Origin of the sequence: Halanaeroarchaeum sp. HSR-CO (assembly GCF_024972755.1) — an archaeon.
Lineage (GTDB): Archaea > Halobacteriota > Halobacteria > Halobacteriales > Halobacteriaceae > Halanaeroarchaeum.
Map to the genome: position 1 here is coordinate 57,606 of NZ_CP087724.1, position 23,791 is coordinate 81,396.

Genomic DNA, 23,791 nt, shown 5'->3' on the forward strand with positions numbered 1-23,791 from the left:
GGCCAGTCGACTCACACAACTATCAAAACAGGATATTACACATATGATTGATACACTCTGTGTGTCGTAGACGACCGTCGACATGGGAATGCGGATTCGAGGTCTTCGCGGCAGGTGTCGTGTTGTCAAAGGGGACCGCCGTTCGGCGTCGGGTCGTCACGGGGGACCGCCGTTCGGCGTCGGAAAACCCGATATCTCGGATCGACGTGCAGACAGTACCGACGCCGTCTCTTCTCGCGGGTACGCCGCATTCTCGGAGCCCTCCGCACTATTATGGTCCGTGCATCGCAACTGGCCCCATGGATCTTCCGGACCAGCGACGACGCGCTGTCGAACCGTACCTCAAATTCGTCCGTTTGATCGAAGACGACGTCCCGCTCGATACCCGGGTCGCACACATCCTGGACGAATTCACCGAATCGGAATTCGAGGAACTTGCCGATCATCTGGGGGCGGCCGACGTCCAGGCCGGTGTCTCGGTTCCGACGGTGCACCTCCAGCGTGCGTGGGTACGTGACGCCATCAGCGACCTCGCCGCCGATGGGCATTCGATCGTGCTCCACGGTCAGCTCCATACCTCGTACATGGAGACGTCGTACGAGACGGCACACGACGAATTATCGGCGGCCATCGATACGATCCAGGCGGAAATCGGTGAGCGACCGGTGGGCTTTCACGTCCCCTATAGTCGCGTGAGTTCGGAGACCGTGCGTGCGGCAGCGGATCTCGGCGTCGAGTGGATCGTCGGCGACCTCTCGGACGACGAAACAGCCGTTTCGCAGGGGTCTCCGGCCATCGTGACGCCGCTGCGCCCGTACGACCTCCACCGACTCGAGCGGGGAACGGATCCGGAGCGAGTATTCGACGCGATTGCGGACGAGGCGAGTGACTCCTCGCTGTTGTTGTTCCATCCGAACATCCTGGCCTCCTACGATAGCCTCTCGACGTTCGGGTCGTGGATCGCCGATCGAGTCCTCCGGTCGCCGGACGACCTCGTCTCGAAGACGGGGGATGGCCCTGGTCTGTTGCTCGACGTTTTTCCACCGTTCACCGTCGCGAAGTCGTTATCGTGAAACGAGGAAGAGCGCCAGCACTGTCGACGCGAAGGAGAATAGTGCGAGGACGACGAACATCACGTCGACGGTCGCGTAGGTCAGTACGAGTCCCACGATCGACGCGCCGAGTGCCCCGATGCCGAATATGGCGAGGTAGGTATAGCCGAAGGACAGGCCGCGGGCCTCGGGCATCGAGTATTTGGCGATCGTCGCCTGGTTGAGGGGTTGCACGGCGAACAGGATCAGTCCGAGCACGAAACTCGCCACGAGCAAGCCGCCGAGCCCCATCCCCGCGACCGGCACGAATGCCAGTGCCAACACCGTCAGACCCACGAGAACGAAGACCAGGCCTCGATCGGGTTCGAGCGCGTCAGACAATCGACCGCCGAGGTACTGCCCCGCGATACCCACCGTGAGCAGCCCTGCGTAGAGGTACCGGGACATGTCGAACTCGCCTGCAAACTGACTGTCTGGTCCGAATATCCCGGGACTCACGTCGCCGACCGACGTCGTGAGAAAGTCCCCGAGCAGGTCGGGCAGGAAGGTGAGGATTCCCCGATAGTACAGTCCATTCAGCGAGACGATGACGAACACGACGAGAAAGCCGAGGGTAAAGAGTCGCCGCGTTTCACTCGTGAACGTTTCGAGTGTGGGTGGCGGACTCCGGTCCGCTTCGGTGTCGAACTCCACGGCGGCCGTGGGATCGAACGAGACGGTCAGTCCATAGAGCGTGGCCACCAGTGCCGGTACCGCGAGGAGAACGGTCACGATGCGCCAGTCGAAGGCGAGCAACACGAGAGCGGTCACCAGGGGACCAGCCGCGATACCGACGTTGCCTCCCATTCCGTGGTAGGCGAACCCTCGTCCCCGGTCCTGGACGCCGTTGCTGATGAGCGTCAGTCCCGCTGGGTGATACACGCTCGCGGCGGCTCCCCAGAGGGCCAGGGCGGCCGTGATGGCGACGACCCCTGGTGCGACGCTGAGGAGCACGAATGAGGCGCCCATCCCGGCGATTCCCGCAATGACGAGACGCTTCGAGCCGTACCGATCGACGAGGATACCGCCCGGGAGCGCTCCCACGCCGAATAGCCCGTAACCGACCGTCGCCGCCCCGCCCAGGATGGCGACGCTGGTCGAGAACTCCTGAAGCCAGGCCGTCAGGAGGATTGGAATCGACAACTCGTACGTGTGGACCATCCCGTGGCCGACCATCAGGAAGCCGATTATCGAGCGATCGTTGTCGTCCACAGCATCACATCGAAACGTCTCGTCAAATCTGTTCCGTTTACGGAGACATTCCGTCGAGCCATCCGCCGTCCAGGGCCAGTGTCTCGCCCGTGACGAAGTCGGCAGCCGGGGACGAAAGAAACGCGACCGCCTTCCCGAACGACGGGGGGTCACCCAGTCGACGAATCGGCAACTCCGCCGCACGTCGTTTCCTCGCTGCGTCGGTCGAGATGTCTTCTCGCTCGGCAAGCAATTCGATCTTGTCCTCGAGTCGGTCGGTGACGATCCCCCTGGGACAGACCGCGTTAACCCGAACTCCCTTCGGCCCGTACTCTTCGGCGAGACTCTTCGAGAGGGCGTAGATTCCTGGCCGGAACGCCGCCTGGAGTACGTCTTCGGCCATCGGTTCGGCCGCCGTCGCGGAGACGATATTGACGACGGCCGCGTCGGCAGAACCACGAACGAGTTCCGGGAGGGCGTTCTTGAGCGCGAGCACCGTGCTCCGGAGCACCTGTTCGTAGGTCCGGTCCAGGGTCTCCAGGTCGGTCTCCGCGATCGACTGGACCGGCGGTCCGCCGTGATTGGTAACCAGCACGTCGAGTCCCCCCATCGCGTCCACGGCAGCGGCGATGGTCGTCTCGATGTCGGCGGGAACTGCGAGATCACACTGCAGTGTGTGGACCCGGGTGGGTTCGACGCCGGCCTCCGTGACGATGTGATCTCTCGCGGTAGCGAGGTTCTCCGGATCACGGGACGCGATGGTAACTTCTGCCCCGTTCCGGGACAGTTCCGTCGCGGCGGCCCGACCCAATCCTTTACTCGCCGCGAATACTAGCGCTCGCCGGTCCTCGAGCTCGAGGTCCATTACGAGGTCCTCCCTCCTGGTGGCCACTCGGGCGGGTCCGCTGAGCGAGAAATCGCCTCCCGGCGGCAGGACGTCTGCGAGGCCATCGGGGTCGTGCGCGTCCGATATCGGGCCATATCCCCGCGTACGCATCTCACTGTGTTATACGTTCCCAATGTCGGTCGACGGGGCGACTCCCGCCACTTACCCACATGCGAAACTATCGTTTGAGAAATGGGAACGTAAAAGGATCCGCCGACGGACGGTGAGGTATGGACGCACCGGACTCCCGACGGTCGGTGAAAACTGCGGCGAAGACGTTCGAGATCCTCGAAACGATTCGGGACAACGACGGGATGCGCCTCTCGGAACTCGCATCGGAACTGGACGTCGCGAAAAGTACCCTCCATCGGTATCTTCAGACGCTCGTCGACCTGGAGTATCTCGTGACGAACGGCCATCGCTATCACATCGGTCTGCGATTTCTCGACCTCGGTGAACACGCCCGCAATCGGGTGCAAGGCTCACACCTTATCAGTCGGAAAGTCAGCGATCTGGCCGTCGAAACCGACGAACGTGCGCAGTTCATCGTCGAGGAACACGGGAGTGCAGTCTACCTCTACCGCGAGACCGGGAGCAACGCGGTCCAGACCGATCCGGGAATCGGCAAGCGTATCGACCTCCATTCGACGGCCGCGGGGAAGGCGATCATGGCCGAATGGCCAGACGACGCCGTCGAGCGGTTCTGTGAGCGAGGCGGCCTTCCGGCGCGGACCGAGCAGACGATCACCGATCCCGAGGTCCTCATGGACGAGGTCCGAAAGATCCGGGAGCAAGGCTATTCGGTGAACACCCAGGAGAACATCGATGGACTACGAGCCATGGGAGTCCCCGTGTCGGGGCAGGAGGGGGACGTCATCGGGGCGTTTAGCGTCTCGGGCCCACTCAACAGGATGAAAGGCGAGTGGTTCGAGACGGAGCTCCCCGACCTGTTGCGAGGTATTGCGAACGAGATCGAACTCAACCTCCGGTACTCCTGATCACGCCCGGATCGGGGCCAGGATTTCGGCAAACCGTCGCTCGTCCAGCGCCTGTAGCCTATCGAACGCCTCCCGTGCAGCCGCCTCGTCGACGGTTTGCGTGCCGGCCTCGACGAACTTCGCTTCCAACGCGTCACGGCTCGGCGGCTGCTCGTGGGTCCAGGGAGGATGGTCGGTGGCCGTCTCGTAGGTGTCGGTTGCCGTCTCGATGGTGACGGTGGCGGCGTGGGAGTCGTAGGGGAGTGTCTCGTCGACCGTGAATTCGACGAGATTTCGCCGCTCGGCGAGGGTTTCGTCGTCGAGGGCCGACGGTTCGAAGTACTCGACGCTCACCCGGTCTGCGGTCATCGCCACCGCCACGATGTGGGGCATCGAGAACTTCGACTGTAGTGCCGTCTCCGGCTCGGTGTAGGCGATCGCATCGCGTGCGCCACCCGCCGCTCGCACGTGCACCGCTTCGACGGTTTCCGGATCGATATCGTTTGCATCGAGTAACGAACGAGTCGCGGCGATTGTCGTGTGCGAGAAGTAACAGGCCGGATATTTCTTGATGTGGATGCCAGGATCGACGAGGGTCCACCCCTCGCTCGTCGGGGCGGGCGGCAGTTCACTGGCGGCGTCCGTTGCTCCGCTGTAGAGCGACCAGAACCCCTTGTCCCCTTCGATCGCCCGGTCGCCGGCGGTGAACCCATCGGCCGCGAGCAGCGCACTCGTCACGCCGGACCGCGCAGCCAGTCCGGCGTGGAGCGGCTTGGTCATCGTCCCGAAGTTCTCCTTCAGGCCCGAGGGGGTCGACGCGGCGACGGTGAGTGCGCGCCTGGTGGCGTCGACGTCGAGGTCGAGCAAGGAGGCGGCCGTCGCCGTGGCGCCGATCGCCCCGAACGTCGAAGTCGCGTGCCAGCCCGCCTCGTAGTGATCGGGGCTCACCGGCTCTGCGACGTAGCTGGCTGTCTCGAAACCGACGGCGTAGGCTTCGATGACGTCCTCACCGGTCGGGTCGACGTGTTCGGTCAACGCGAGAATGGGCGGAAGCAAGACCACCGTCGGGTGGCCGTCCATCGCCCACGTGAGGTCGTCGTAATCCAGTGCGTGTGCTGCGGTTCCGAGGTGGAGGGCCAGCTCGGCTCGTTCGCCACCGGTCGCTCCGTCGAGAGGGATGCCCGTCCGGGGAACTCGACCCGTGAATCCGCCGGTGATCTCGGAGCTTTCGTGGGCCAATCCCGCGAGCGTCACACCAACACCGTCCGTAATGGCCCGAACGACCGCGTTACGTCCCCGGTCCGGTAGGTCCGATACCGTCGTTTCGGTGACGAATTCGGCGAGCGTCCCCGATGCTGTCGCTGCGCTATCGTCGTGCGGGGGTGTCATACCCCTTCGTTTCGCGCCTGTATATATAATGGTTGTACCTCACCGCACCCGGGCAGATTGCCGATTCGAGTGTGTCGTGTCCCATCGACGTGCAGTGGCGATGGTGTTCGACCGAGGAACCCCCAACTATCGTGTGGATCGGTTTCTCACCGACAATTCGATTGCGACCGTGGTACTGATGAATGGTGCCCCGATCCAGGCCGGCCTCCTCGCCGCCCTGGAAAGTTTCAGTTACGCGCCCGCTCCCAGCAAGGCCGGTCGGGTCGGGGGGGGGGCGGCTTCGAGCGCCGGCGCTATCCCTGGAGATCGACCACGCAGAGACGACGGGATCGGTCCGGTTACCGTGCGACGAGGACGGGGACCTCGCTCCCGAGGATGACTTTCTGACTGACACTGCCGAAGACGACCTTGCCGATCGGGGACCGATCGCGGACTCCCATGAGCAGCATGTTGACGTCGAGTTCACGTGACGCCGTGAGGATGGCCTCGGCGGGATCGCCGACTAACTCGTGGATCTCCGTGTCGATGCCCCGGTCCGACAGGGCCTCGGCGACGTCGTTGACTGTCTCGGGTGGGTCGCGGAGTTCGTCGAGCGACTCGTTGATATCATCGAGGTATCCCGTGGCGAACCCACCGCCCTCTCCGGGGGTCTCGATCTCCTCGTAGACGTATACGACGTGTGCCTCGATCGGCTCGTCGACCGACGGGATATTCCCGATGGTATCGATCTGTTTCTCGGCACGCTCTTCGTTGTCGTCGACCGGGATTAGAACTCGGTACATGAGTACCTGTCGTAGCCGAAATCACATAAACGTTGCATGACCTCGCGCCGTAGTCGACCCTCCTCATTCGAGTACGGTTTTCGGCTGGGCGCACACCCCTACGTTTCAGGTGGAGAACGGCCAATCACTGCACGAAAGTCGGCATTTGGGGATGTCCGGCTGCACTTGCACTGCTGGTGGAGACGGAACCCTTCGACCGGGCCGGGAGTGCCAGGGGCCCCCTCGTTACCGGCTCCACTCGACCGCTGGGAATCTCTCGACGATACCGCCGCTTCGGACGTTCCCCGTTCGACCTATCGAGGTGACAGATAAACACGTCGATTATTTCGGTGCGATGTCGTTTCAGGGCTGTTATCCCCCGATATCGACGGTATGTGTCGGCTACCGGTGATATTCGATAGGTTTATTGTACACGATTGATTTAATGGGAACGTAATGGCAAGAGATACCACGCGTCGGGATATCCTGAAAGGGGCGTCGACTCTCGGTGTGATTTCACTCGCTGGCTGTTCGAGTAACGGAGATGGCGGAGATGGCGGAGATGGCGGCGACGGCGGAGATGGCGGCGATGGTGGCGATGGTGGCGATGGTGGCGATGGTGGCGATGGCGGATCGCAAACGTACGACCTGAATATCGCGGCGACTGGCAGCGGTTCATCGACTCAGCAGGCTGCACAGGCGATGGCCCGGGCTGCGAGCCAGCACAGCGACAAGGTGTCGATCAGTGTGCAGAACACCGACGGCTGGACCGCGAACCTCTACGAGTACGACGCCGGAAACTTCCAGTTCCTCGGCGTCGACAACAACTCTCTCGCGAAAGCGATGGCCGATCGGCCACCGTTCGACGAGGAGCCGGTCGACGAGCTCCCGATGCAGGGCTTCATCTTCACGAGTCTCGAGATCCACATGATCGCCATGGACGGATCGGGACTCGAATCGACGGATGACCTCCTGGACGGCGGCTACACGATCTACCCGATTCAGCCGGGCTACGGGACCCGTCTGCTGACCGAAGAGGTCCTCAAAGAAGCAGGCTACTGGGAGGGCAACGACATACTCAACGTTGACACTGGCGACATCTCGGGTGCCGTCGCGGAAGGTCGCGCCGACGCCCTGGCTGTGTACGGTGCCAACGGGGTCAACCTCAGTGGCTGGGTCCAGGAAGTCGACGTGCGCAGCGATGGCAAACTGTACCTCCTCGAACCCGGCGACAACCTGCTGGAGGCCATCGAGAACGTCGCCGGCGCGACCCGGAAGGACTACGACGAGTACCCCTACGAATGGGAACAGGACGTGACGGACGTCACCGATACCACCACTGCATGGGTGCTGGCCGGACAGTGGGTGTTCGGCCCCGGAATTCCGGCGGACGCCACTCATGAAGTGGCCCGCATCGCCTCGGAGCATCACGAGGCGCTTCGTGAAGCCGACCCGACGGCCCTCGACCATTCGGGCGTCGAGTCGATGACGCAGGCCGTGATCCCCGACCTCGAGATTCACCCGGGTATCGCCAACTACTGGAAGGAGAACGACGCCTGGAACGACGAGTGGATGGTCGGCGAAACCAACTAGTCCTGACCCGCCGATCCGATTAACATATTTGTTCGTCCGAAAATAACCAAGTAATATCATGTGGCGCAATCCGACCGATGGACGACCGATAATTCGTGCAGCGAGTGAGAGTACCGCCGGACCGAGGACGGTGATCTAACGTGAGCCACGGCGAACCGCCGGCCTCGAAGGAAGACGTCCCGGACGTCACGCAAGGCTTCGACAGGGAAGGTCCGTGGGACGCCGAATTCGTCTCGATGCGCAACGTCCTCATTGCCCTCTCCGTCGTGTTCTGGGGGATCGTTATCTACTATGCGTACTCCCAGATGATGCCTCGCGCACAGTATGGGGTCCTCTTTTTGGGGGGTATTCTCCTCCTCTATATCTGGCACCAGTTGATGGAAATGTCCGGCGGCGGGAACGGGTCCCTTCTCGCGGATCTGAAAGCAGCGTACGCACCGGGCAATCGTCTCACCGCGACCTTGTTGACGCTCTCGGCCATCGACGTGCTCGCGACGACCATCTACATGGCGACGAACTTTCACGCGCTGTACGTCACTCGGTCGGGTCGTGCGCTCGAGTTCGAACTCTACGGGGCAGCGGTGTTCACGCTGGTCATCATCTACCTGACCTACCGGTCGTTCGGGTTCACGTTCCTGGCCATCGTGTTACTCGGGATCGTCTACGGCCGCTACGGGATGTACTTCCCCGGCGCGTTCCAGCACGGTGGTATCGGCTGGGGCCGGTTGATGCGCATTCTCGTGGTCAGCGTCGACGGGTTCTTCGGGTTCCTGACCCGTCTGGTGGCCGCGTGGATCGCCCTGTTCTTACTGTTCGCCGGCTTCCTCAGGTCCTATGGGGCGTTCGATCTCATCATGCGCCTCGCGTTCCGGGCCGCCGGCTACATCGACTCCGGGATCGCCCAGACCGCCGTCCTCTCCTCGGCCGTCATCGGATCGGTGAACGGGAGCCAGACCGCTAACGCCAGCATGACCGGTTCGTTCACCATCCCGTTGATGAACCGGTACGGGATCAAATCAGAGACGTCGGCTGGCATCGAAGCGGTGGCGTCGACCTCCGGACAGGTTCTGCCGCCGGTCATGGGCGCTGGCGCGTTCATCATGGCCAACCTCATCACGGGGATCACCTACGTCGACGTCATCATGGCGGGTCTGATTCCGGCCGCGGTCCTCGTCGTGACGATCTTCATGGGCGTCCACTACGTCTCCGTTCCGCAACTCGGCAAGGTGGACCTGGACGAGCTCATCCAGGAGCCGATGCCGAGGTCCGAGTTCTACACGGAAGTCGTCAAGTACGGGATTCCGATGGGGGTCCTGATCTATCAGCTCGGGATCGCCCAGGTCACGGTCATGACCGCGGCGTTGCACACCTCGCTGTCGATGATGCTCACCGCGACAGGCATCCCGCTGCTCCAGGCCGGTGCCGGACTCAGCGACGAGACGGTCGTCGAAGCCGGCAAACGCGGCGTCTGGGAGACGCTCAACGGTGCCCGCGTCGGCGTCATCGTCCTGGCGCCGGTCGCCATCATCCTCGCCGCGATCAACGGCGTCGTCGACATCCTCACGGCGACCGGCGTGCCGGGTTACATCGCGTTGACCCTCATGGAGCTCTCCGGCGGTCGGCTCTGGCTCGCCTCCCTGCTCGCCGTGATCATCTCGATCCTCCTCGGACTGGGAATGCCGACGACGGCGGCGTACACCATCGTCGCGTTGCTCATCGCGCCGACGATGATCAACCAGTTCCTGCTGCCGGAGCTGGCGGGACACTTCTTCGTGTTCTACGCCGCGATTCTCGCGGGGTTGACGCCACCAATTGCTACTACGATCGCGGTCGCCGCAGGCATATCGGGAGGTGACTTCTGGGGCTCCGCGGTCGAAGGGATCAAGATATCCGCGCCGCTGTTCGTCCTCCCGTTCGCCTTCGTCTACCACCCGGAGATCGTCTCGGCGACGTTCACCGGCCCGGTGTTGCTCTCCGGGGCGCTGGCCCTCGCGGGCGGGATCGCGATCATCCACGGGATCAACTACCCGATGGGATTCGGCATGGTGATCAACGTTCCAGCGAGAATCGTCTTCTCGGTACTGGGACTGATCACCATGGTCCATCCCACGCGAACCTGGCAGCTTGGGGCGCTCGTCCTCATCGTCGTGCTGTACGTCCTGCAGGCGTTCGTCGGGAAACCGCAGCCGCTCTCCTCGCTGCCAGGGCCGACGATATTCCCGAAGAAGAAACAGAAAGAACCCGACGCGGTCGAAGCGGACCCGAAGTAGGCCGTTTCGCTCTCCGGCAAACGTTTTTACTGTTCATCGTGAAAGTGTGGCATGGATATCGCCATTATCGTCTTCGAGGGATTCGACGAACTGGACGTGATCGGCCCGTTCGAGGTCCTCGAGAACGCCCGGGAAGCCGGGGCGGATCTGGCGGTGACGCTCTGTTCGGTCGACGACGCCTCCACGGTGACCGCCAGTCACGGGCTTCGAATCGGTGTCGACGCCAGGCTCGAGGACTGCGACCCCGACGTCGTGCTGGTACCCGGTGGGCAGTGGGGCGCGAAAGGTACAACCGGGGCCTGGGCCGAGGCCGAACGTGGCGTCATCCCGGAGGCCGTCGCGGCGATGTACGATGAAGGGGCGACCATGCTGGGTGTCTGCACTGGCAGCATGCTCCTCTCACGCGCGCACGTAACCGACGGACGCCCGGCGATCACCCACTCCGGGGCCATCGACGACCTCGAAGATTCGGGGGCAGACGTGGTCGACGCACGCGTCGTCGACGACGGGGACCTCGTGACGTCCGGCGGGGTGACCGCCGGTATCGACCTCGCCTTTCACTTCGTGCGACGGGAGTTCGGCGACGACATCGCCGATCGGGTCGCCGATCGGATGGAGTACGAGCCACGGGGCGAGGTCTATCGCCCCGGCGTTCAGTAGCACGGTCAGCGGGGCCGACGATCGGGGTCTGATCGACGCCCGGTCTACTGCAGCAACCGCGAACGGATTACTGCCGTGGAAGAGCCGTTCCCCGGCGTGGGGACGATCTTGCGGTGCTGTCAGCGACGGTGTTCGCGTTGCCGTTTCCACGTCGATAGCTCGGCCCCCTCGAACCGGCCAGCGCTCCCCGCCCGGTATCGCCTCTCCGCCGAATTCTTCACGGATTATCGGTTATTTTATTCTGTCGGGTGTTGACCAGTACCCTGTATGACTAGTGAGTGGCGTGATACCGTCACCCTCGACGGTCAGCAGCGGCTCGTCCGCGACAGCATTCGGGAGATATCGGCGGAGTACGCCGACGAATACTGGCGGGACCGGGACATCTCCGGGGAGTACCCGAGCGACTTCGTCGATACCTTGGCCGATCACGACTGGCTCGGCATCTTGATCCCGGAGGAGTACGGCGGGGTCGGGATGGGGACCAAAGAGGTCGTCGTGATGATGGAGGAACTCGCGGCCGAGGGCGGCGGATTCACGGCGCCCCAGTCGATCCACGGTGGGATTTACAACAGTGTTCCCCTCGTCCGCCACGCGAGCGAGGACCTCAAAGACGAGATTCTTCCGGAACTCGCGAGTGGCGAGTCCCGATTACAGTCGCTGGGTCTCACCGAACCGAACGCTGGCTCGGACTCCACCTCGATCGAGACCCAGGCCGAGAAGGACGGGGACGAATACGTCATCAACGGGCAGAAGATCTGGATTTCGCGGGTCGATCACAGCGACTACGCGCTCGTGATGGCGCGGACGACGCCGAAAGCGGACGTCGAGAAGCGAACCCGCGGGATCTCGATGTTTCTGGTAGATCTGGAGGACGCCTACGACCAGGACGCGTTGAAAATCCAGCAGATCCCCAAGACCGCGAGCACGGCCGTCCACTCCTTCGAGATGTGGTTCAAGGACCTTCGTGTCCCCGAACGAAATCTGGTCGGCGTCGAAGGCGAGGGCTTCTATCAGCTCCTCGACGGACTCAACGAGGAACGCCTCGCAATCGCCGCGGAGGCGCTCGGCCTCGGCTTCACGGCCCTTCGCTCCGCCGTCGAGTACGCCAACGAGCGAGAGGTGTTCGACAGCCCAATCGGGTCGAACCAGGCGATGCAACACCCGATGGCGGAAGCCTACGCCCGCCTCCGGGCAGCGAAACAGGTCACCTACAGCGCGGCCGAGGTGCTGGACGACGTCGAACGGACCGAGGCGGGCGCCCGCGCCAACACGGCGAAGTTCCTCTCCGCCGACGCCGCCTTCGACGCCGCCGACATCGCCGTGCAGGCCCACGGTGGCTTCGGCGTCGCCCGCGAGTACGACGTCGAACGGTACTTCCGGGAGGCCAGGCTCACCAGACTCGTCCCGATCACCCAGGAACTCGTGCTCAACTACCTCGGGAACTCCGTGCTGGGGCTTCCCCGTTCGTACTAATCTCTAAGTACATTCCGAACAACACCCGACAGGAACCATGACAAACGACACCGATTCCACGGACCAGGACCGACGCATCGTCGCGGGGTGGCAAGGCCGCTACTTCGAAGATTTCGAGGTTGGCGACATCTACAAACATCCCTACGGCCGCACGGTCACGGAGACCGACAACGTGTGGATGACGAATATCACGATGAACCTCAACCCGATGCACTTCAACGAGGCCTACGCGGCCGAGACGGAGTTCGGCGAACGCCTCGTCGACGGGACGTTCGTGATCGCACTCGTCGTCGGGATGAGCGTCATCGACGTCTCTGCGAACGCCACGGCGAACCTGGGCTACGACGACATCCGCCACCACGGGCCGGTGTTCCACGGCGACACACTGTTCGCCGAGTCGGAGGTCATCGAGAAACGCGAGAGCGAGTCCAGAGACCACGTCGGTATCGTCACGACCGAACTGCGGGCGTTCAACCAGGACGACGAGCTGGTCCTCTCGCTCGAGCGGACGCCGATGGTACTGAAACGCGAGTACGCCCAGCCATCGCCCGAACAGCCAACCGGCTGGCCGGACGGCGTCGGTGCCCAGCCCGACGAGCTATGACGGCTCCGAGCGAACGACTGGCGGGCGACCTTCCCATCGTCGACGCCGAGGCGGCCGCGGAGATAGTCCCCGACGACGCCACCGTCGCCGTCAGCGGCTTCGGAAGCGTCGGCAACCCGAAAGCTGTACCGTCGGCGCTCGCCCGGGCTGCCGAATCTGGGCGCGACCTCTCGCTCTCGATCGTCTCGGGCGGGAGTACCGGCGAACAGATCGACACACAACTGATCGAGGCCGACGCGATGGCCCGCCGGTACCCGTTTCAGGGACGCTCGACCTCCAGGAAGGCGATCAACGATCGTCGGGTCGCATTCCAGGACACGCACATCGCCCGCCTCGGCGAGAGCGTCGAACTGGGCACGTTCGTCGACGCGGACGTCGCCATTATCGAGGCCGTCGCGGTCGAACCGGGGCGGCTCGTCCCGTCGACCTCAATCGGCCACACGCCCTCGTACATCGCAGCGGCGGACGAGGTCATCGTGGAAGTCAACGAGAGCCAGCCTATCGAACTCGCCGAGGTTCACGACGTCTTCCGGCCCGGTCTGCCGCCCCACCGCGGCCCGATCCCGCTCTCCGCCCCGGGTGAACGGATCGGCGATCCGTGGGTCGAATTCGACGATTCGAAACTCCGGGGTGTCGTGCTCACGGACGATCCGGATACGCCCTACAGTTTCCGGGAGCCGACGGAGACAGATCAGCGGATCGCCGACAATTTCGCCTCGTTCATGGCCCAGGAAATGGAACGCAATCCGGCCCTCTCGGAGACGATTCGTCTCCAGTTCGGCGTCGGGAGCATGGGCAATGCCCTCATGGGTGCTCTCAGCTCCTTCGAGACCGGTGGTCGGCCGCTGGAGTACTACGGCGAGGTGATCCAGGACGGGATGCTCGACCTGCTGGAGGACGGCACCTTCCGTGACGCGAGTGCCACGTCGCTCGCGCTCTCCGAGGACGGCCAGGCACGGTTGTTCGAGAATATCGAACGGTACGACGACGAGATCGTGTTACGCCCGGCGGACATCTCCAACAGGGCCGAACTCATCGACCGCTTCGGGGTGGTCGCGGTCAACAGTGGCGTCGAGATCGACATCTACGGGAACGTCAACTCGACCCACGTGAACGGAACTCGCATGTTGAACGGGATCGGTGGGAGCGGGGACTTCAACCGGAACGGCGTGGTCTCTGTTACCGCCCTTCCCTCCACCGCCGCCGGGGGCGATATCTCGCGGGTGCGACCGGCCGTCACGCACGTGGATCATACCGAGCACGACATCTCAGTCATCGTCACTGAACACGGGGTCGCCGATCTGCGTGGACTCTCCCCGGTCGAACGGGCCCAGGAGATCATCACCGAATGCGCTCATCCCGACTATCGCGATCGACTCAACGACTATCTCGACCACGCCAGCGAAGAGGCGGGCCACACGCCTCACGACCTCGACGTCGCGTACAGCTGGCTTGACTGATCGAGCGGCGGCGTCGGGACGACTCTCGCCGGGTAACGCCATCTATCTGTCGCGTTTGTTCGAATAATTTGGAGCACCCGCGAGACGGCTCTGGAAACGGTTTTCGGCCGCGATATTTCGGATCATCTCGTAATACGGCGTCCGAAACGGGCTATCAGCCGTTCGAATAACTCCAACGAATGACAACCGGATAGCTCGATCCGATAGCGGGGTGGCTATCTTTACAGCAATATGGATGTAAAGGCAGACGGAATATCTGGAAGAGGGGGTGTGCATTTTCCGGGCTGGTCGACGGTCGGATATCTCGCTGCTACTCGGCCCTCTCGCCGGGCGAACGGTCAGCCTCCGCGATGTCGTCCAGTATCGGTTCGAGATACGGTACATCGGTGGGGGTTCGACAATTGGGACGTGCCCGGTTCCAACACGATAGCGCCTACCGAACACCCGAGGACGGCGGGTCGATCGCGGTCCAGCGCGTCGATGAATCCCACGACGAACGTCGGGTCGTCGTGACCGGTCGTGATTGCTTCCTCGTCGACGGTCACCGCGTGCTCGCGGGCTCCGAAGGCGACCCGTATCGTCGACTCGAAGCCCCGTGTGTAACCATCGAACTGTTCGTCCTGGCTGACGGCATCGACGGCGGCGACGAGCCATCGCCGATCGGGGACGGTTGCCGTTTTGTCCCGCCTGGCCGAACCCGATGAATCGTTCTCGTGGGTGCGCTGTTTGGGACTGTCCATCGCCGATTCCGAACCCGTGTTCGATCGAGACCCACGCTGAATGCAGGCCGCACGCAAACATACTATTTATGATATAAAAACACTCCTACCAGTTTCCAGTAATACTACTCGCCCCGTCTATCTCGGTTGATTCACCACTCGAAATGCAGCGGGTATCGGCGGGTATCGACCCGAACACGGCGACGTGTTGTCACACGTCCGGATAGTTCCGGTGGGATTCGATTGGCATCGGTGGCTGGTGTCGTATTCCTGCTGGGGCCTCGCAGAAACGATGTATCTCCGTGGGTAGCCCCTGACTGTACCGAAATCGTCGTTCCTATCCTCACGCTCTAGCGACGGATACGCCGGTTCGACGACCGGGGGTATCACGCGCAGCGAGCACGCCTGAGACCTCTGGTTGCTGATCGATATGCGGTGGTGTGAGACCAAAACAATACGAAAATTTACTATATGTGTATTTTGATACTACGGTGCAGCGAACGGATGAGACCGATCCGTAATTCGGCCTCCGCTTTCCCGGGACGTCTACAGGCGGAACAGGCCGAGTGCCTCGAGGCTGGACCCCGAGGCGTCTACACGGACAGACGTCGGTGACCCAATGGTTAACCGCTGAGATGCCGTACCACGGACATGGTTACCGAAGGTGACGCGGCCCCAGATTTCACCGTCCCTCGGGCGAACGGGGCGGCCTACAACGACGTCGAACCGTTCACGTTGTCCGACCATCTCGGATCGGGACCGGTCAACCTGGCGTTCTACCCGGCGGCGTTCACGAACGGCTGCACGGCAGAGATGTGTTCGTTCCGCGATTCGATGCACGAATTCGACAGCGTGAACGCGTCGGTCTACGGGATCAGCGTCGATCTGCCGTTCGCGCAGAACGTCTGGATTCAGGAGCACGACCTCAACTTCCCCATGCTCTCGGACTGGACCCACGAGGTCATCCACGAGTACGACGTGGTCGATCCCGCCATGTACGACATGATAGAAGTTGCTGAACGGAGCGTCTTCGTACTCGACGAGAGGGGGACGGTCGCGTATCGGTGGGTTCGTGACGGCGACAATCCCGATTTCGATCGGTTCGTCGACGATCTGTACGACGTGGTCGCCTCGGTGTCGACGTCGTAAGGTCCTCGGGCTGGGCCTCCCGGATGGATAGTGTTTATCTAAATTCACGGATAATCGTGGCATATGGTGGACCCGATCGTCGTCATCGGTGCAGGGATCGCGGGTGCGAGTACTGCGTATCACCTCACCGGACGAACTGATCGACCGGTCCGCGTCATCGAGCGGGGGGCGATCGCCGCGGAGACGACTGGTAAATCGACCGCCGTGTTTCGGTTCCACGGGGAACCGACCCTCGACCGGATGAAGCGATACGCGCTGGAGACGTTCAACGAGTTTCTGGCCGACGCCGCCGCCATGACCGAGTACGAACCACTGGGCGGGCGCCTGGAGGTCGCCACGAGCGAGGCGGCCGCCGAGGACGTACGAGCCGTCGACGCACCCATAGCAGCCCACGTGGATCCAGCCGATCTCGACGAGACACTTCTGTTCCCGCAACTCGCGACAGACGTACTCGAAGCCGCCGTGTTCCTCCCCAATGCTGGCTACTTCCGACCCACTGAGCTGACCTTCGAATTCGTCGAACGCGCCGAAAAACGGGGCGCGACATTCGTCGAGGGTACGACCGTCCGGGGCGTTTCGACCGAGGGCGGGCGGGTGACTGGCGTCGAGACCGATTCGGAGACCATCGAGGCCCGTGCCGTCGTGAGCGCGGCCGGCCCCTGGAACCTCCAGGTGGGTCGGAGTGCGGGTGTCGAACTACCGATTCGACACACGCTTGCGCCGATCCTCCGGCTGGAACCGCTCGCCGATCGTGTCACCACGATTCCGAATATCGTCCACGAGGACACGGGGTATTACCTCCGCGGATCGGCCAACGGCGAGGTTCTCGTCGGCCACTCTCCGGGCGATTACGAGGCCGGTACCGAATACGACCCGGCGACGGTCAGCAACTCGGTTCCCGCGGAGATCCGGAAGAACGCGATCGACGTTATCGAGTTGCTCGTTCCGTCGCTCATCGATTCCGACATCGTCGAGGAGTGGGCCGGCGTCCGATCCCGTATCCCGGACGAACGCCCGATGGTGGGGCCCGCCGGTCCGGACGGGTTGTATTTCGTCGCCTTCCACTCGGAAGGACTCCAGCTCGCCACCGCGGCCGGTCGTCGGGTGGCGGAGATCGTGACCGGCGAATCGGACCCCGGCGACCTGTCCCCGGAACGGTTCGAGAACCATCCAGACGCGGACTTCTAACCCGTCCGGACGCGAATCACTCGATCCGCATCGGCCGCATCGCGTCGGTAATCAGTCCCACGCCCCCCGATTCGAACGCCGTTCCCACCGTCGATGGACCCGTCTCCGCGAGCCACGCCCAGTACTCCTCGAGGGCGTCGTAGTATTCGAGCATGTTCGGATGGAAGAGCATCATCGCCCCGTTTTCGGCCTGTTCGCTGAGTCGTTCGAACGCCGTTTTCGGGTCGGCGCCTTCGTTCAGCAGGATCAGATCGTATGGATGGGCCGGCTCCCGGAACGCGAGGTCCGCGGGAACTTCGGCATCGGTGCGACCGAGGACCCAACTCAGACCCAGTTCGTCGACGACTCGCAGCGTGGCCTCGTTCACCGTCTGTCGGGGGGCGATAAACCCCTCGGGTGTGACGCCGGCGGCCGCTTCGATCGCCTCGTAGCCTCTGGTGAGGTTCTCTCTGACGAGGTCGTACTCGATGGTCTCACAGGCCAGATGTCGGTGCCCGTGGAGGACGATCTCGTGTCCGGCATCGTCGAGATACGCGATGGTGTCGGCGAACCGCTCGGCCTCCCGCCCGAGGAAGGAGAAACTGCTCGTGGCACCCTCGGCGGCTAATCGATCGGCGAGGCGGACGTAATCGTCGTGGGTCCACTCGCCGAGATTGTGGAAGGCCCGGGCTGTTCGTAACCGGTCGTTTTGCCCCTTCTCGGCGATCACTTCGAAATACGTCTCGACTTCCCGCTGTCGCAGGTCGGAAACGTCTTTCATCATCGATCGATTGGGACCCCCTCTTCATAAACCGCATACCTCCAGACTGGACGTGACCGAACGCGATGTGTCCGCGGTGGCCGAGGCGCGCGGACGACGCACGGATCGACACGCGGAGATGCCGATGATCGGTTGGACCCACGCCGTCCACGCCTTCCCGATCGATTTCGGTCCGAACACCGCGTCGTGACTCGACGAGGGCGAACGCCACCGTGACCGATCTCGGCGATGCGAGGAGCCCCAGACACCACGGGGGCTCGGTACCAGGTTCGCGAACTCGTCCCGCTGATCGACGACGCCGACCGAGTCGACGGTAAACCGGCGCTCCGACGCCGCGGTGTGTAAACGCTTTTTTCCCGGCACACTGTAGCCGAGTAGCATGGACTCCCGAATCTCCGGGTTCTACAAGCTATCCGTCGAGGACCGACGCGAGACAATCGCCGAACTGGCCGACCTCTCCGAGGAGGCCGTCGAAGCGCTCGGAGGCGTCGGACTGGACGACGTCCGGGCGGATACGGTGAGCGAGAACGTCATCGGCACCCTCGAGTACCCGTTGTCGGTCGCGACCAACTTCCGCATCGACGGCGAGGACACACTGGTGCCGATGGCCGTCGAGGAGACCAGCGTCGTGGCAGCGGCGTCGTACGCCGCACGGATGGCTCGCGAGGAGGGTGGGTTCCGGACCGACGTCAGCGGCCCCATCATGATCGCGCAGATCCAGGCGGTGGACGTCGACGACCCCCACGCGGCGAAGATGCGCATCCTCCAGGCCGAAGACGACCTCATCGAACTCGCCAACGAACAGGACCCGGTCCTCGTGAAGTTCGGCGGTGGCTGTGAGTCAGTCGAGGTCCGCGTCATCGACACGCCCCGGGGCGAGATGGTCGTCTCCCATCTCATCGTGAACGTCCAGGATGCGATGGGCGGGAACGCGGTCAACTCGATGGCCGAGGCGCTCGCCCCCGAGATAGAGGACCTGACTGGTGGTGACGTCGAACTGCGTATCCTCTCGAACCTCGCCGACCGTCGTCTCGCGCGGGCAACCTGTCGTGTCCCGCCGGAGATGCTGGCCGACGACGACAGCGACCTCACGGGCGAAGAGGTTCGCGACCGCATCGTCGACGCCTGGGCGTTCGCCGAGGGCGACCCGTATCGTGCGGCCACCCACAACAAGGGCATCATGAACGGTATCGACGCGGTGACGACCGCGACGTTCAACGACTGGCGGGCCATCGAGGCCGGCGCACACACCTACGCCGCGATGGGTGGTTACGACTCCCTGACGACCTACGAGGTGGACGCGGACGGCTACCTCTCCTGTGCCATCGAACTGCCGATCCAGGTCGGCACGGTCGGCGGTGCGACCCAGCTCCAGCCGGTCGCGGGGGCGGCCATGGAGATCCTCGACGTCGACTCCGCCGACGAACTCGCCGGCGTCTTCGCGGCGGTGGGTCTGGCACAGAACCTCGCCGCCCTCCGCGCGCTCACCAGCGAGGGCATCCAGCAAGGCCACATGAGCCTCCACGCGAAGAACATCGCCATCCAGGCTGGCGCTCCCGGCGAGATCGTCGACGAGGTCGCCGAACGCATGGTCGAGGAGGACGCCGTCCGCCAGGACCGTGCCGAGGAGCTCATCGACGAGTTGACGTCCTGATTCGGTTCGTAACGGGACGCACAATATTGTCTGCCGTTGCTATGGTACTATCTCGCACGAATTGGTGGAATACCATCCACAATATCGGGGTTACATCGAGGTAACCGTCCGAAAATGCGACTTCCCGTCCGATTCGATCGATCGAGAAGCCCAACACATTTATGCTGTGGGTGGTATAGTGTTGGATACAGATGGCAATACTCTCCGATCAGAACCGCAGCGACGTCGAGGAGGTCTTCGCCGAAATGTCCGAGGAAGTTACGGCGTACATCTTCACCGACGACTGCGAATACTGCGACGACACTGTCGAACTCAACGAGGAACTGGAAGAACTGACAGACAACTTCACCGTCGAGGTCCACGACCTCGACAGCGCCCTCGCCGAGGAGTACGACGCCGCACGCCACGGCAGCGGTCCGGTCACCGTCCTGACCGACGGCGAACTGAAGGGCGTCCAGTACTTCGGCATTCCGTCGGGCCAGGAGTTCGGCGCCTACGTCCGTGACATCGTCGCGGTCTCCACCGGCGAGACGGGTCTCGACGACGACATCAAGGCCGAACTGGCCGAGATCGACGAGGAAGTCAACCTGAAGGTCTTCGTCACGCTGACCTGCCCGCACTGCCCGCGGGCGGTCGAGACGGCCCACAAGTTCGCCATCGAGAACGAGAACATCACCTCCGAGATGGTGGAGGCCCAGGAGTTCATGGAGCTCTCCCAGGAGTTCGGCGTCCAGGGCGTCCCGCAGGTGAACATCAACGATCACGACGGACAGTTCACCGGCGCCCAGCCCGAGGCACAGTTCCTCGAGCAGATCCAGCGCTCGCTCAACTAACGACGAAACGGCAATCGGTTTCTTCGATCCATCGCCACCGAGCGACCCCTATCGGCGATCCGTCCGGGGCTACCGCGCCAGTACCGTATGACGATCGTCATACACCCGTCAGCCATCCGCGGGCGCCGTTTCGACTGGAGACTGCCACCCGTCGGTTCCCCTCCCCGGGTCCCGGTTGCAGTCGAAGTGAGATAATCGCAGTACTGCGGCGACTTTCCACCCCTTGGTTTCCACTGGAACTCACTTCTCGACGTCCAGGAGGGCGACCCGCTCGCAGACCAGCGATTGGAGCGACGCGTCCGACGCGGCTCGTTCGGGGTCGGTGACGTCGAAGTAGTTTGCAATCAGGTTGGGGTCGGTCTGGCCGAACGCATCGTCGGGGGCGACGACGGTCTCGACCTCCTCGGCGACGCGCTTCTCGTCGGGGCCATCGACGACGACGAGGACCGAACTCGTACCCGGCTCGAGCCCCATCTCCAGGGCCTGTTCGATCTGTCGCCGGCCGGCCGCATAACAGAGTATCTCGACGGCCCGGTCGTCGGCGACGTTCTCGCCGCGCTCCATGGACCGATTGGCGTGCTCGACCGCCGTCTCGAGGTGTCGGCGCCCCGCGACGTACCGGGCGTCGAACGCCTGGACCGCCGTTCCAGGGCGGCTCGCGCCGTCGAGTTCGGCCACGAACGCGTCGACGGACGCGTAGGCTGGCGTCTCGGCCGGGGCGTCCTCGCCGATGTGGACTCGTCCCTCGACGACCCGCATCAGAAATCACCCAGGTTGGCCTGGGCTTCGGCGCCGTCGCGGTCCGGTTCCTCGGGGGCGGCGTCCTCGTCCCCTTCGACGTCGTCCATCGACGGGTCGGGGTGGCCGACGCTCTCGAGGACCGTCTCGGCGGTCTTCGTTCGGCCACGGAGCGCACCGAGGACTCTCGGCTTCGACGCCTCGCGGAGCTCCGGTCGCGACTCGATACCGGCGTCGTATAGGCGTCGGGCCCGCTTGCGACCAACGTTGTCCACCCGGACCAGGTCGAGGAGCTCCTCGCTCACGCCGTGTTTCACGCGGATTCGAGCCTCTCTGACGGCCGTCGTCGACTCGACGTCCAGTTCGGCGGCGAGGCGTTCGGCGGCGTTGAGCAACCACTCGGCGGTGTCGACCTTCCCGCGGATATCGCCCGGCCCGACCTCGTACCGCTCGGCGATGCGGTCCTCGTCCAGTTCCTCGGCCCAGTCCTCCAGGAGCTTCGCGGTCTTGAGCGCGGAAAGCCAGTCTTCCCACTCGGCCTCCTCGAACTCCGTCGGGGCGTGACCGAGCAGCTCCGCTTCGCGTTCGTAGGCGATTTCGGTGTAGGTTTCGTCGTCGCCCGACCGCAGGTACAGCTGGTACATGTCCGGCGTCCGGGAGACGAGGTGGTACAGCCCGAGCGCCGTGGGGTCCGGTCCGCCGTCCTCCAGCCCGTGGATGATCTCGGCCGCACTCATCGGATCGACGTAGAGTTGCGAGACCAGGTGGCCGGTCGGGGTGGCCGTCAGCCCGTCACCCTCCCGTTCCAGGAAGCCGTTTCGCTCGAGGTACGCCAGGACGCTCTCCGTGACGGTTTCGAGTCGACCCACCTCGCTCGTCTGGGAGGCGTACAGCGTCTCTTGGAGGAACTCCAGAAGCGCGGTCCGGGTCGTCGCGAAGCCCGTCGCCACCGTTGCGAGGACGTGCGTCCGGAGGGCCGGTTCGGCGGCCAGTTTCGATCGGACCGGCTCCGGGTCGGCGTAGATGTACCGGTCGAACAGCTCCTCGAGTTCCCCGTGCGAGGACGCCAGCAGGACGGCCTCGCCGTAGGGATCGAGGCCCGGTCGCCCCGCGCGGCCGAACATCTGGTGGACCTCCAGTGCGGACAGCGGTTGCATGCCGCCCGCGGTGCCGTCGTAGCGCTGCCAGTCGCGGACGATCACCCGGCGGCTGGGCGTGTTGACCCCCGCGGCCAGCGTCGGCGTAGCGCTGACCACGCGGATCAGCCTGTCGCGGAAGGCGTCCTCGACCAGACTGCGATGTTCGCGAGCGAGCCCCGCGTGGTGAAAGGCGGCGCCCTTCTCGACGGCGTCGGCCAGGTTCTCGCTCGTCTCCGTATCACTCACCTCGCGGATCTGGGTGGCGACCTCCCGGAGCGCTGCTCGTTCCTCGGTGTCGAGGCCGTTCCCGGTGACCCCCGCGAGTCGCCGCGCGGCCGCCTCGGCGTTCCGCCGCGAGTTGACGAACACGAGCGTCGACCCGTCATCCGCCAGGGTGTCGTCGACGATGGCCGCGGTCTGGCTCTTCGATCCGACCGCGAGTTCGCGCTGACTGCCGTCGTCGAAGTGCAGCGCGTTGCCGTAGTGTACGCCGGTCTTGAGGTCGATGGGCCGCCAGGTCGAGTCCACGAGTTCGGCGTCGAGCCAGTCAGCGATCTCGCCCGCGTTCCCGATGGTCGCCGAGAGCGCGACGACCTGGAGGTCGGGGATGCGCTGGCGGAGTTTCGCGAGTGTGACCTCGAGGGTTGGCCCCCGGCTGGCATCGTCGACGAGGTGGACCTCGTCGGCCACGATACACGAGAGGTTCTGCATCCACGTCGCGCCGTTCCGGATGAGCGAGTCGACCTTCTCGGAGGTGGCCACGACGACGTCGTTGTCGCCGAGCCACTCGCCGTCGCTCTGATAGTTGCCCGTCGAGACGCCGATGGAGAGGCCGAACTGCTCGAGTTCGGCGAACTCCTCGGCCTTCTCGCTCGCGAGCGCCCGGAGCGGGACGATGTAGAGGGCGGTCCCACCGGTTCCGTTCTGGCGCCCCCGTTCGATCGAGGAGAGCATGGCGAGTTTCGCGACGAGCGTCTTGCCGCTGGCGGTCGGTACGCTCGCGACGAGGTTTCGCCCGTCCGTGACGCCCGCCTCGACGGCCTCGGCCTGGGGCGGGTAGAGCTCCTCGATGCCCTGCGACTGCAGGAACGCGGGCACCCCGTCGGGCAGTCCCGACAGGTCCGTGACCTTCATCGAACCAGGGTAGGCGTGTGCTTCGGTTTAACCCTTCGCCCCACCTTTTTCCTCGTCGGGTTTCCTCGCTCGCGTCCGCTCGCTGCGGGAACCCTCCTCGCAAAAATCTGGACCAAAAACGT

At 63.8% G+C, this 23,791-nt stretch carries 20 protein-coding genes; 12 read left to right on the top strand and 8 right to left on the bottom strand.

What is annotated here, in order from left to right:
- Positions 1-299 precede the first annotated feature (299 nt).
- The gene (locus HSRCO_RS00290) at positions 300-1,073 is read left to right on the top strand and encodes a polysaccharide deacetylase family protein (RefSeq protein ID WP_259518384.1); all 774 of its coding nucleotides are present in this window, start codon (positions 300-302) and stop codon (positions 1,071-1,073) included.
- On the opposite strand, the gene HSRCO_RS00295 is transcribed toward HSRCO_RS00290, so the two are convergent.
- Both HSRCO_RS00295 and HSRCO_RS00300 read right to left on the bottom strand, forming a co-directional pair.
- Entirely contained in the window at positions 1,065-2,303 is a 1,239-nt protein-coding gene (locus HSRCO_RS00295) for an MFS transporter (RefSeq protein WP_259518385.1), read from the bottom strand. The genes HSRCO_RS00290 and HSRCO_RS00295 overlap by 9 nt on opposite strands.
- Positions 2,304-2,340: 37 nt before the next feature.
- Positions 2,341-3,147: an SDR family oxidoreductase gene (locus HSRCO_RS00300; protein ID WP_259518386.1), complete on the bottom strand. Its 807-nt coding sequence runs from the start codon at positions 3,145-3,147 to the stop codon at positions 2,341-2,343.
- A 251-nt stretch (positions 3,148-3,398) separates the two neighbouring features.
- On the opposite strand from HSRCO_RS00300, the gene HSRCO_RS00305 reads away from it, so the two are divergent.
- Positions 3,399-4,166 (top strand): IclR family transcriptional regulator, encoded by a 768-nt coding sequence (locus HSRCO_RS00305; RefSeq protein ID WP_259518387.1) that lies wholly within the window; start codon positions 3,399-3,401, stop codon positions 4,164-4,166.
- On the opposite strand, the gene HSRCO_RS00310 is transcribed toward HSRCO_RS00305, so the two are convergent.
- On the bottom strand, positions 4,167-5,534 hold the full coding sequence (locus tag HSRCO_RS00310; RefSeq protein ID WP_259518388.1) for an MmgE/PrpD family protein: 1,368 nt from the start codon (positions 5,532-5,534) through the stop codon (positions 4,167-4,169).
- A 338-nt stretch (positions 5,535-5,872) separates the two neighbouring features.
- On the bottom strand, positions 5,873-6,316 hold the full coding sequence (locus tag HSRCO_RS00315) for a universal stress protein (protein WP_259518389.1): 444 nt from the start codon (positions 6,314-6,316) through the stop codon (positions 5,873-5,875).
- A 435-nt stretch (positions 6,317-6,751) separates the two neighbouring features.
- On the opposite strand from HSRCO_RS00315, the gene HSRCO_RS00320 reads away from it, so the two are divergent.
- From HSRCO_RS00320 to HSRCO_RS00345, 6 genes are all read left to right on the top strand, one after another.
- Complete coding sequence (locus HSRCO_RS00320) at positions 6,752-7,888, top strand: TAXI family TRAP transporter solute-binding subunit (protein ID WP_259518390.1); 1,137 nt, start codon at positions 6,752-6,754, stop codon at positions 7,886-7,888.
- 236 nt (positions 7,889-8,124) lie between these two features.
- Entirely contained in the window at positions 8,125-10,158 is a 2,034-nt protein-coding gene (locus HSRCO_RS00325) for a TRAP transporter permease (protein ID WP_396266435.1), read from the top strand.
- 51 nt (positions 10,159-10,209) lie between these two features.
- Positions 10,210-10,818 (top strand): DJ-1/PfpI family protein, encoded by a 609-nt coding sequence (locus HSRCO_RS00330; protein ID WP_259518392.1) that lies wholly within the window; start codon positions 10,210-10,212, stop codon positions 10,816-10,818.
- 267 nt (positions 10,819-11,085) lie between these two features.
- Positions 11,086-12,291: an acyl-CoA dehydrogenase family protein gene (locus tag HSRCO_RS00335; RefSeq protein WP_259518393.1), complete on the top strand. Its 1,206-nt coding sequence runs from the start codon at positions 11,086-11,088 to the stop codon at positions 12,289-12,291.
- A gap of 37 nt (positions 12,292-12,328) precedes the next feature.
- Positions 12,329-12,895 carry a MaoC family dehydratase gene (locus tag HSRCO_RS00340; protein WP_259518394.1) on the top strand — a complete coding sequence of 189 codons (567 nt, stop codon included), beginning with the start codon at positions 12,329-12,331 and terminating at the stop codon, positions 12,893-12,895.
- The gene (locus HSRCO_RS00345; RefSeq protein WP_259518395.1) at positions 12,892-14,355 is read left to right on the top strand and encodes an acetyl-CoA hydrolase/transferase C-terminal domain-containing protein; all 1,464 of its coding nucleotides are present in this window, start codon (positions 12,892-12,894) and stop codon (positions 14,353-14,355) included. Before HSRCO_RS00340 ends, HSRCO_RS00345 begins: the two co-directional genes overlap by 4 nt.
- Positions 14,356-14,693: 338 nt before the next feature.
- Here HSRCO_RS00345 and HSRCO_RS00350 read toward each other — a convergent pair whose 3' ends face one another.
- Positions 14,694-15,095, bottom strand: a complete 402-nt coding sequence (locus tag HSRCO_RS00350) for a hypothetical protein (protein ID WP_259518396.1) — start codon at positions 15,093-15,095, stop codon at positions 14,694-14,696.
- A gap of 630 nt (positions 15,096-15,725) precedes the next feature.
- Between HSRCO_RS00350 and HSRCO_RS00355 the strand changes: the two genes are divergently transcribed.
- Together HSRCO_RS00355 and HSRCO_RS00360 are read left to right on the top strand one after the other, a co-directional pair.
- Positions 15,726-16,223, top strand: a complete 498-nt coding sequence (locus tag HSRCO_RS00355; protein WP_259518397.1) for a redoxin domain-containing protein — start codon at positions 15,726-15,728, stop codon at positions 16,221-16,223.
- A 63-nt stretch (positions 16,224-16,286) separates the two neighbouring features.
- Entirely contained in the window at positions 16,287-17,411 is a 1,125-nt protein-coding gene (locus HSRCO_RS00360) for an FAD-binding oxidoreductase (protein ID WP_259518398.1), read from the top strand.
- 16 nt (positions 17,412-17,427) lie between these two features.
- Here the strand turns inward: HSRCO_RS00360 and HSRCO_RS00365 are convergent, their stop codons facing one another.
- A complete protein-coding gene (locus tag HSRCO_RS00365) occupies positions 17,428-18,174 on the bottom strand; it encodes a polysaccharide deacetylase family protein (protein WP_259518399.1) in 747 nt (248 codons plus the stop codon).
- A gap of 376 nt (positions 18,175-18,550) precedes the next feature.
- Between HSRCO_RS00365 and HSRCO_RS00370 the strand changes: the two genes are divergently transcribed.
- Both HSRCO_RS00370 and HSRCO_RS00375 read left to right on the top strand, forming a co-directional pair.
- The gene (locus HSRCO_RS00370) at positions 18,551-19,825 is read left to right on the top strand and encodes a hydroxymethylglutaryl-CoA reductase, degradative (protein WP_259518400.1); all 1,275 of its coding nucleotides are present in this window, start codon (positions 18,551-18,553) and stop codon (positions 19,823-19,825) included.
- A gap of 191 nt (positions 19,826-20,016) precedes the next feature.
- Positions 20,017-20,658 (top strand): protein disulfide oxidoreductase, encoded by a 642-nt coding sequence (locus tag HSRCO_RS00375; protein ID WP_259518401.1) that lies wholly within the window; start codon positions 20,017-20,019, stop codon positions 20,656-20,658.
- Positions 20,659-20,898: 240 nt separating this feature from the next.
- Here HSRCO_RS00375 and cgi121 read toward each other — a convergent pair whose 3' ends face one another.
- Positions 20,899-21,417: a KEOPS complex subunit Cgi121 gene (gene cgi121 / locus HSRCO_RS00380; protein WP_259518402.1), complete on the bottom strand. Its 519-nt coding sequence runs from the start codon at positions 21,415-21,417 to the stop codon at positions 20,899-20,901.
- Positions 21,417-23,669, bottom strand: coding sequence for an ATP-dependent DNA helicase (locus tag HSRCO_RS00385; RefSeq protein ID WP_259518403.1), 2,253 nt, complete (start codon positions 23,667-23,669; stop codon positions 21,417-21,419). Before HSRCO_RS00385 ends, cgi121 begins: the two co-directional genes overlap by 1 nt.
- Positions 23,670-23,791 lie beyond the last annotated feature (122 nt).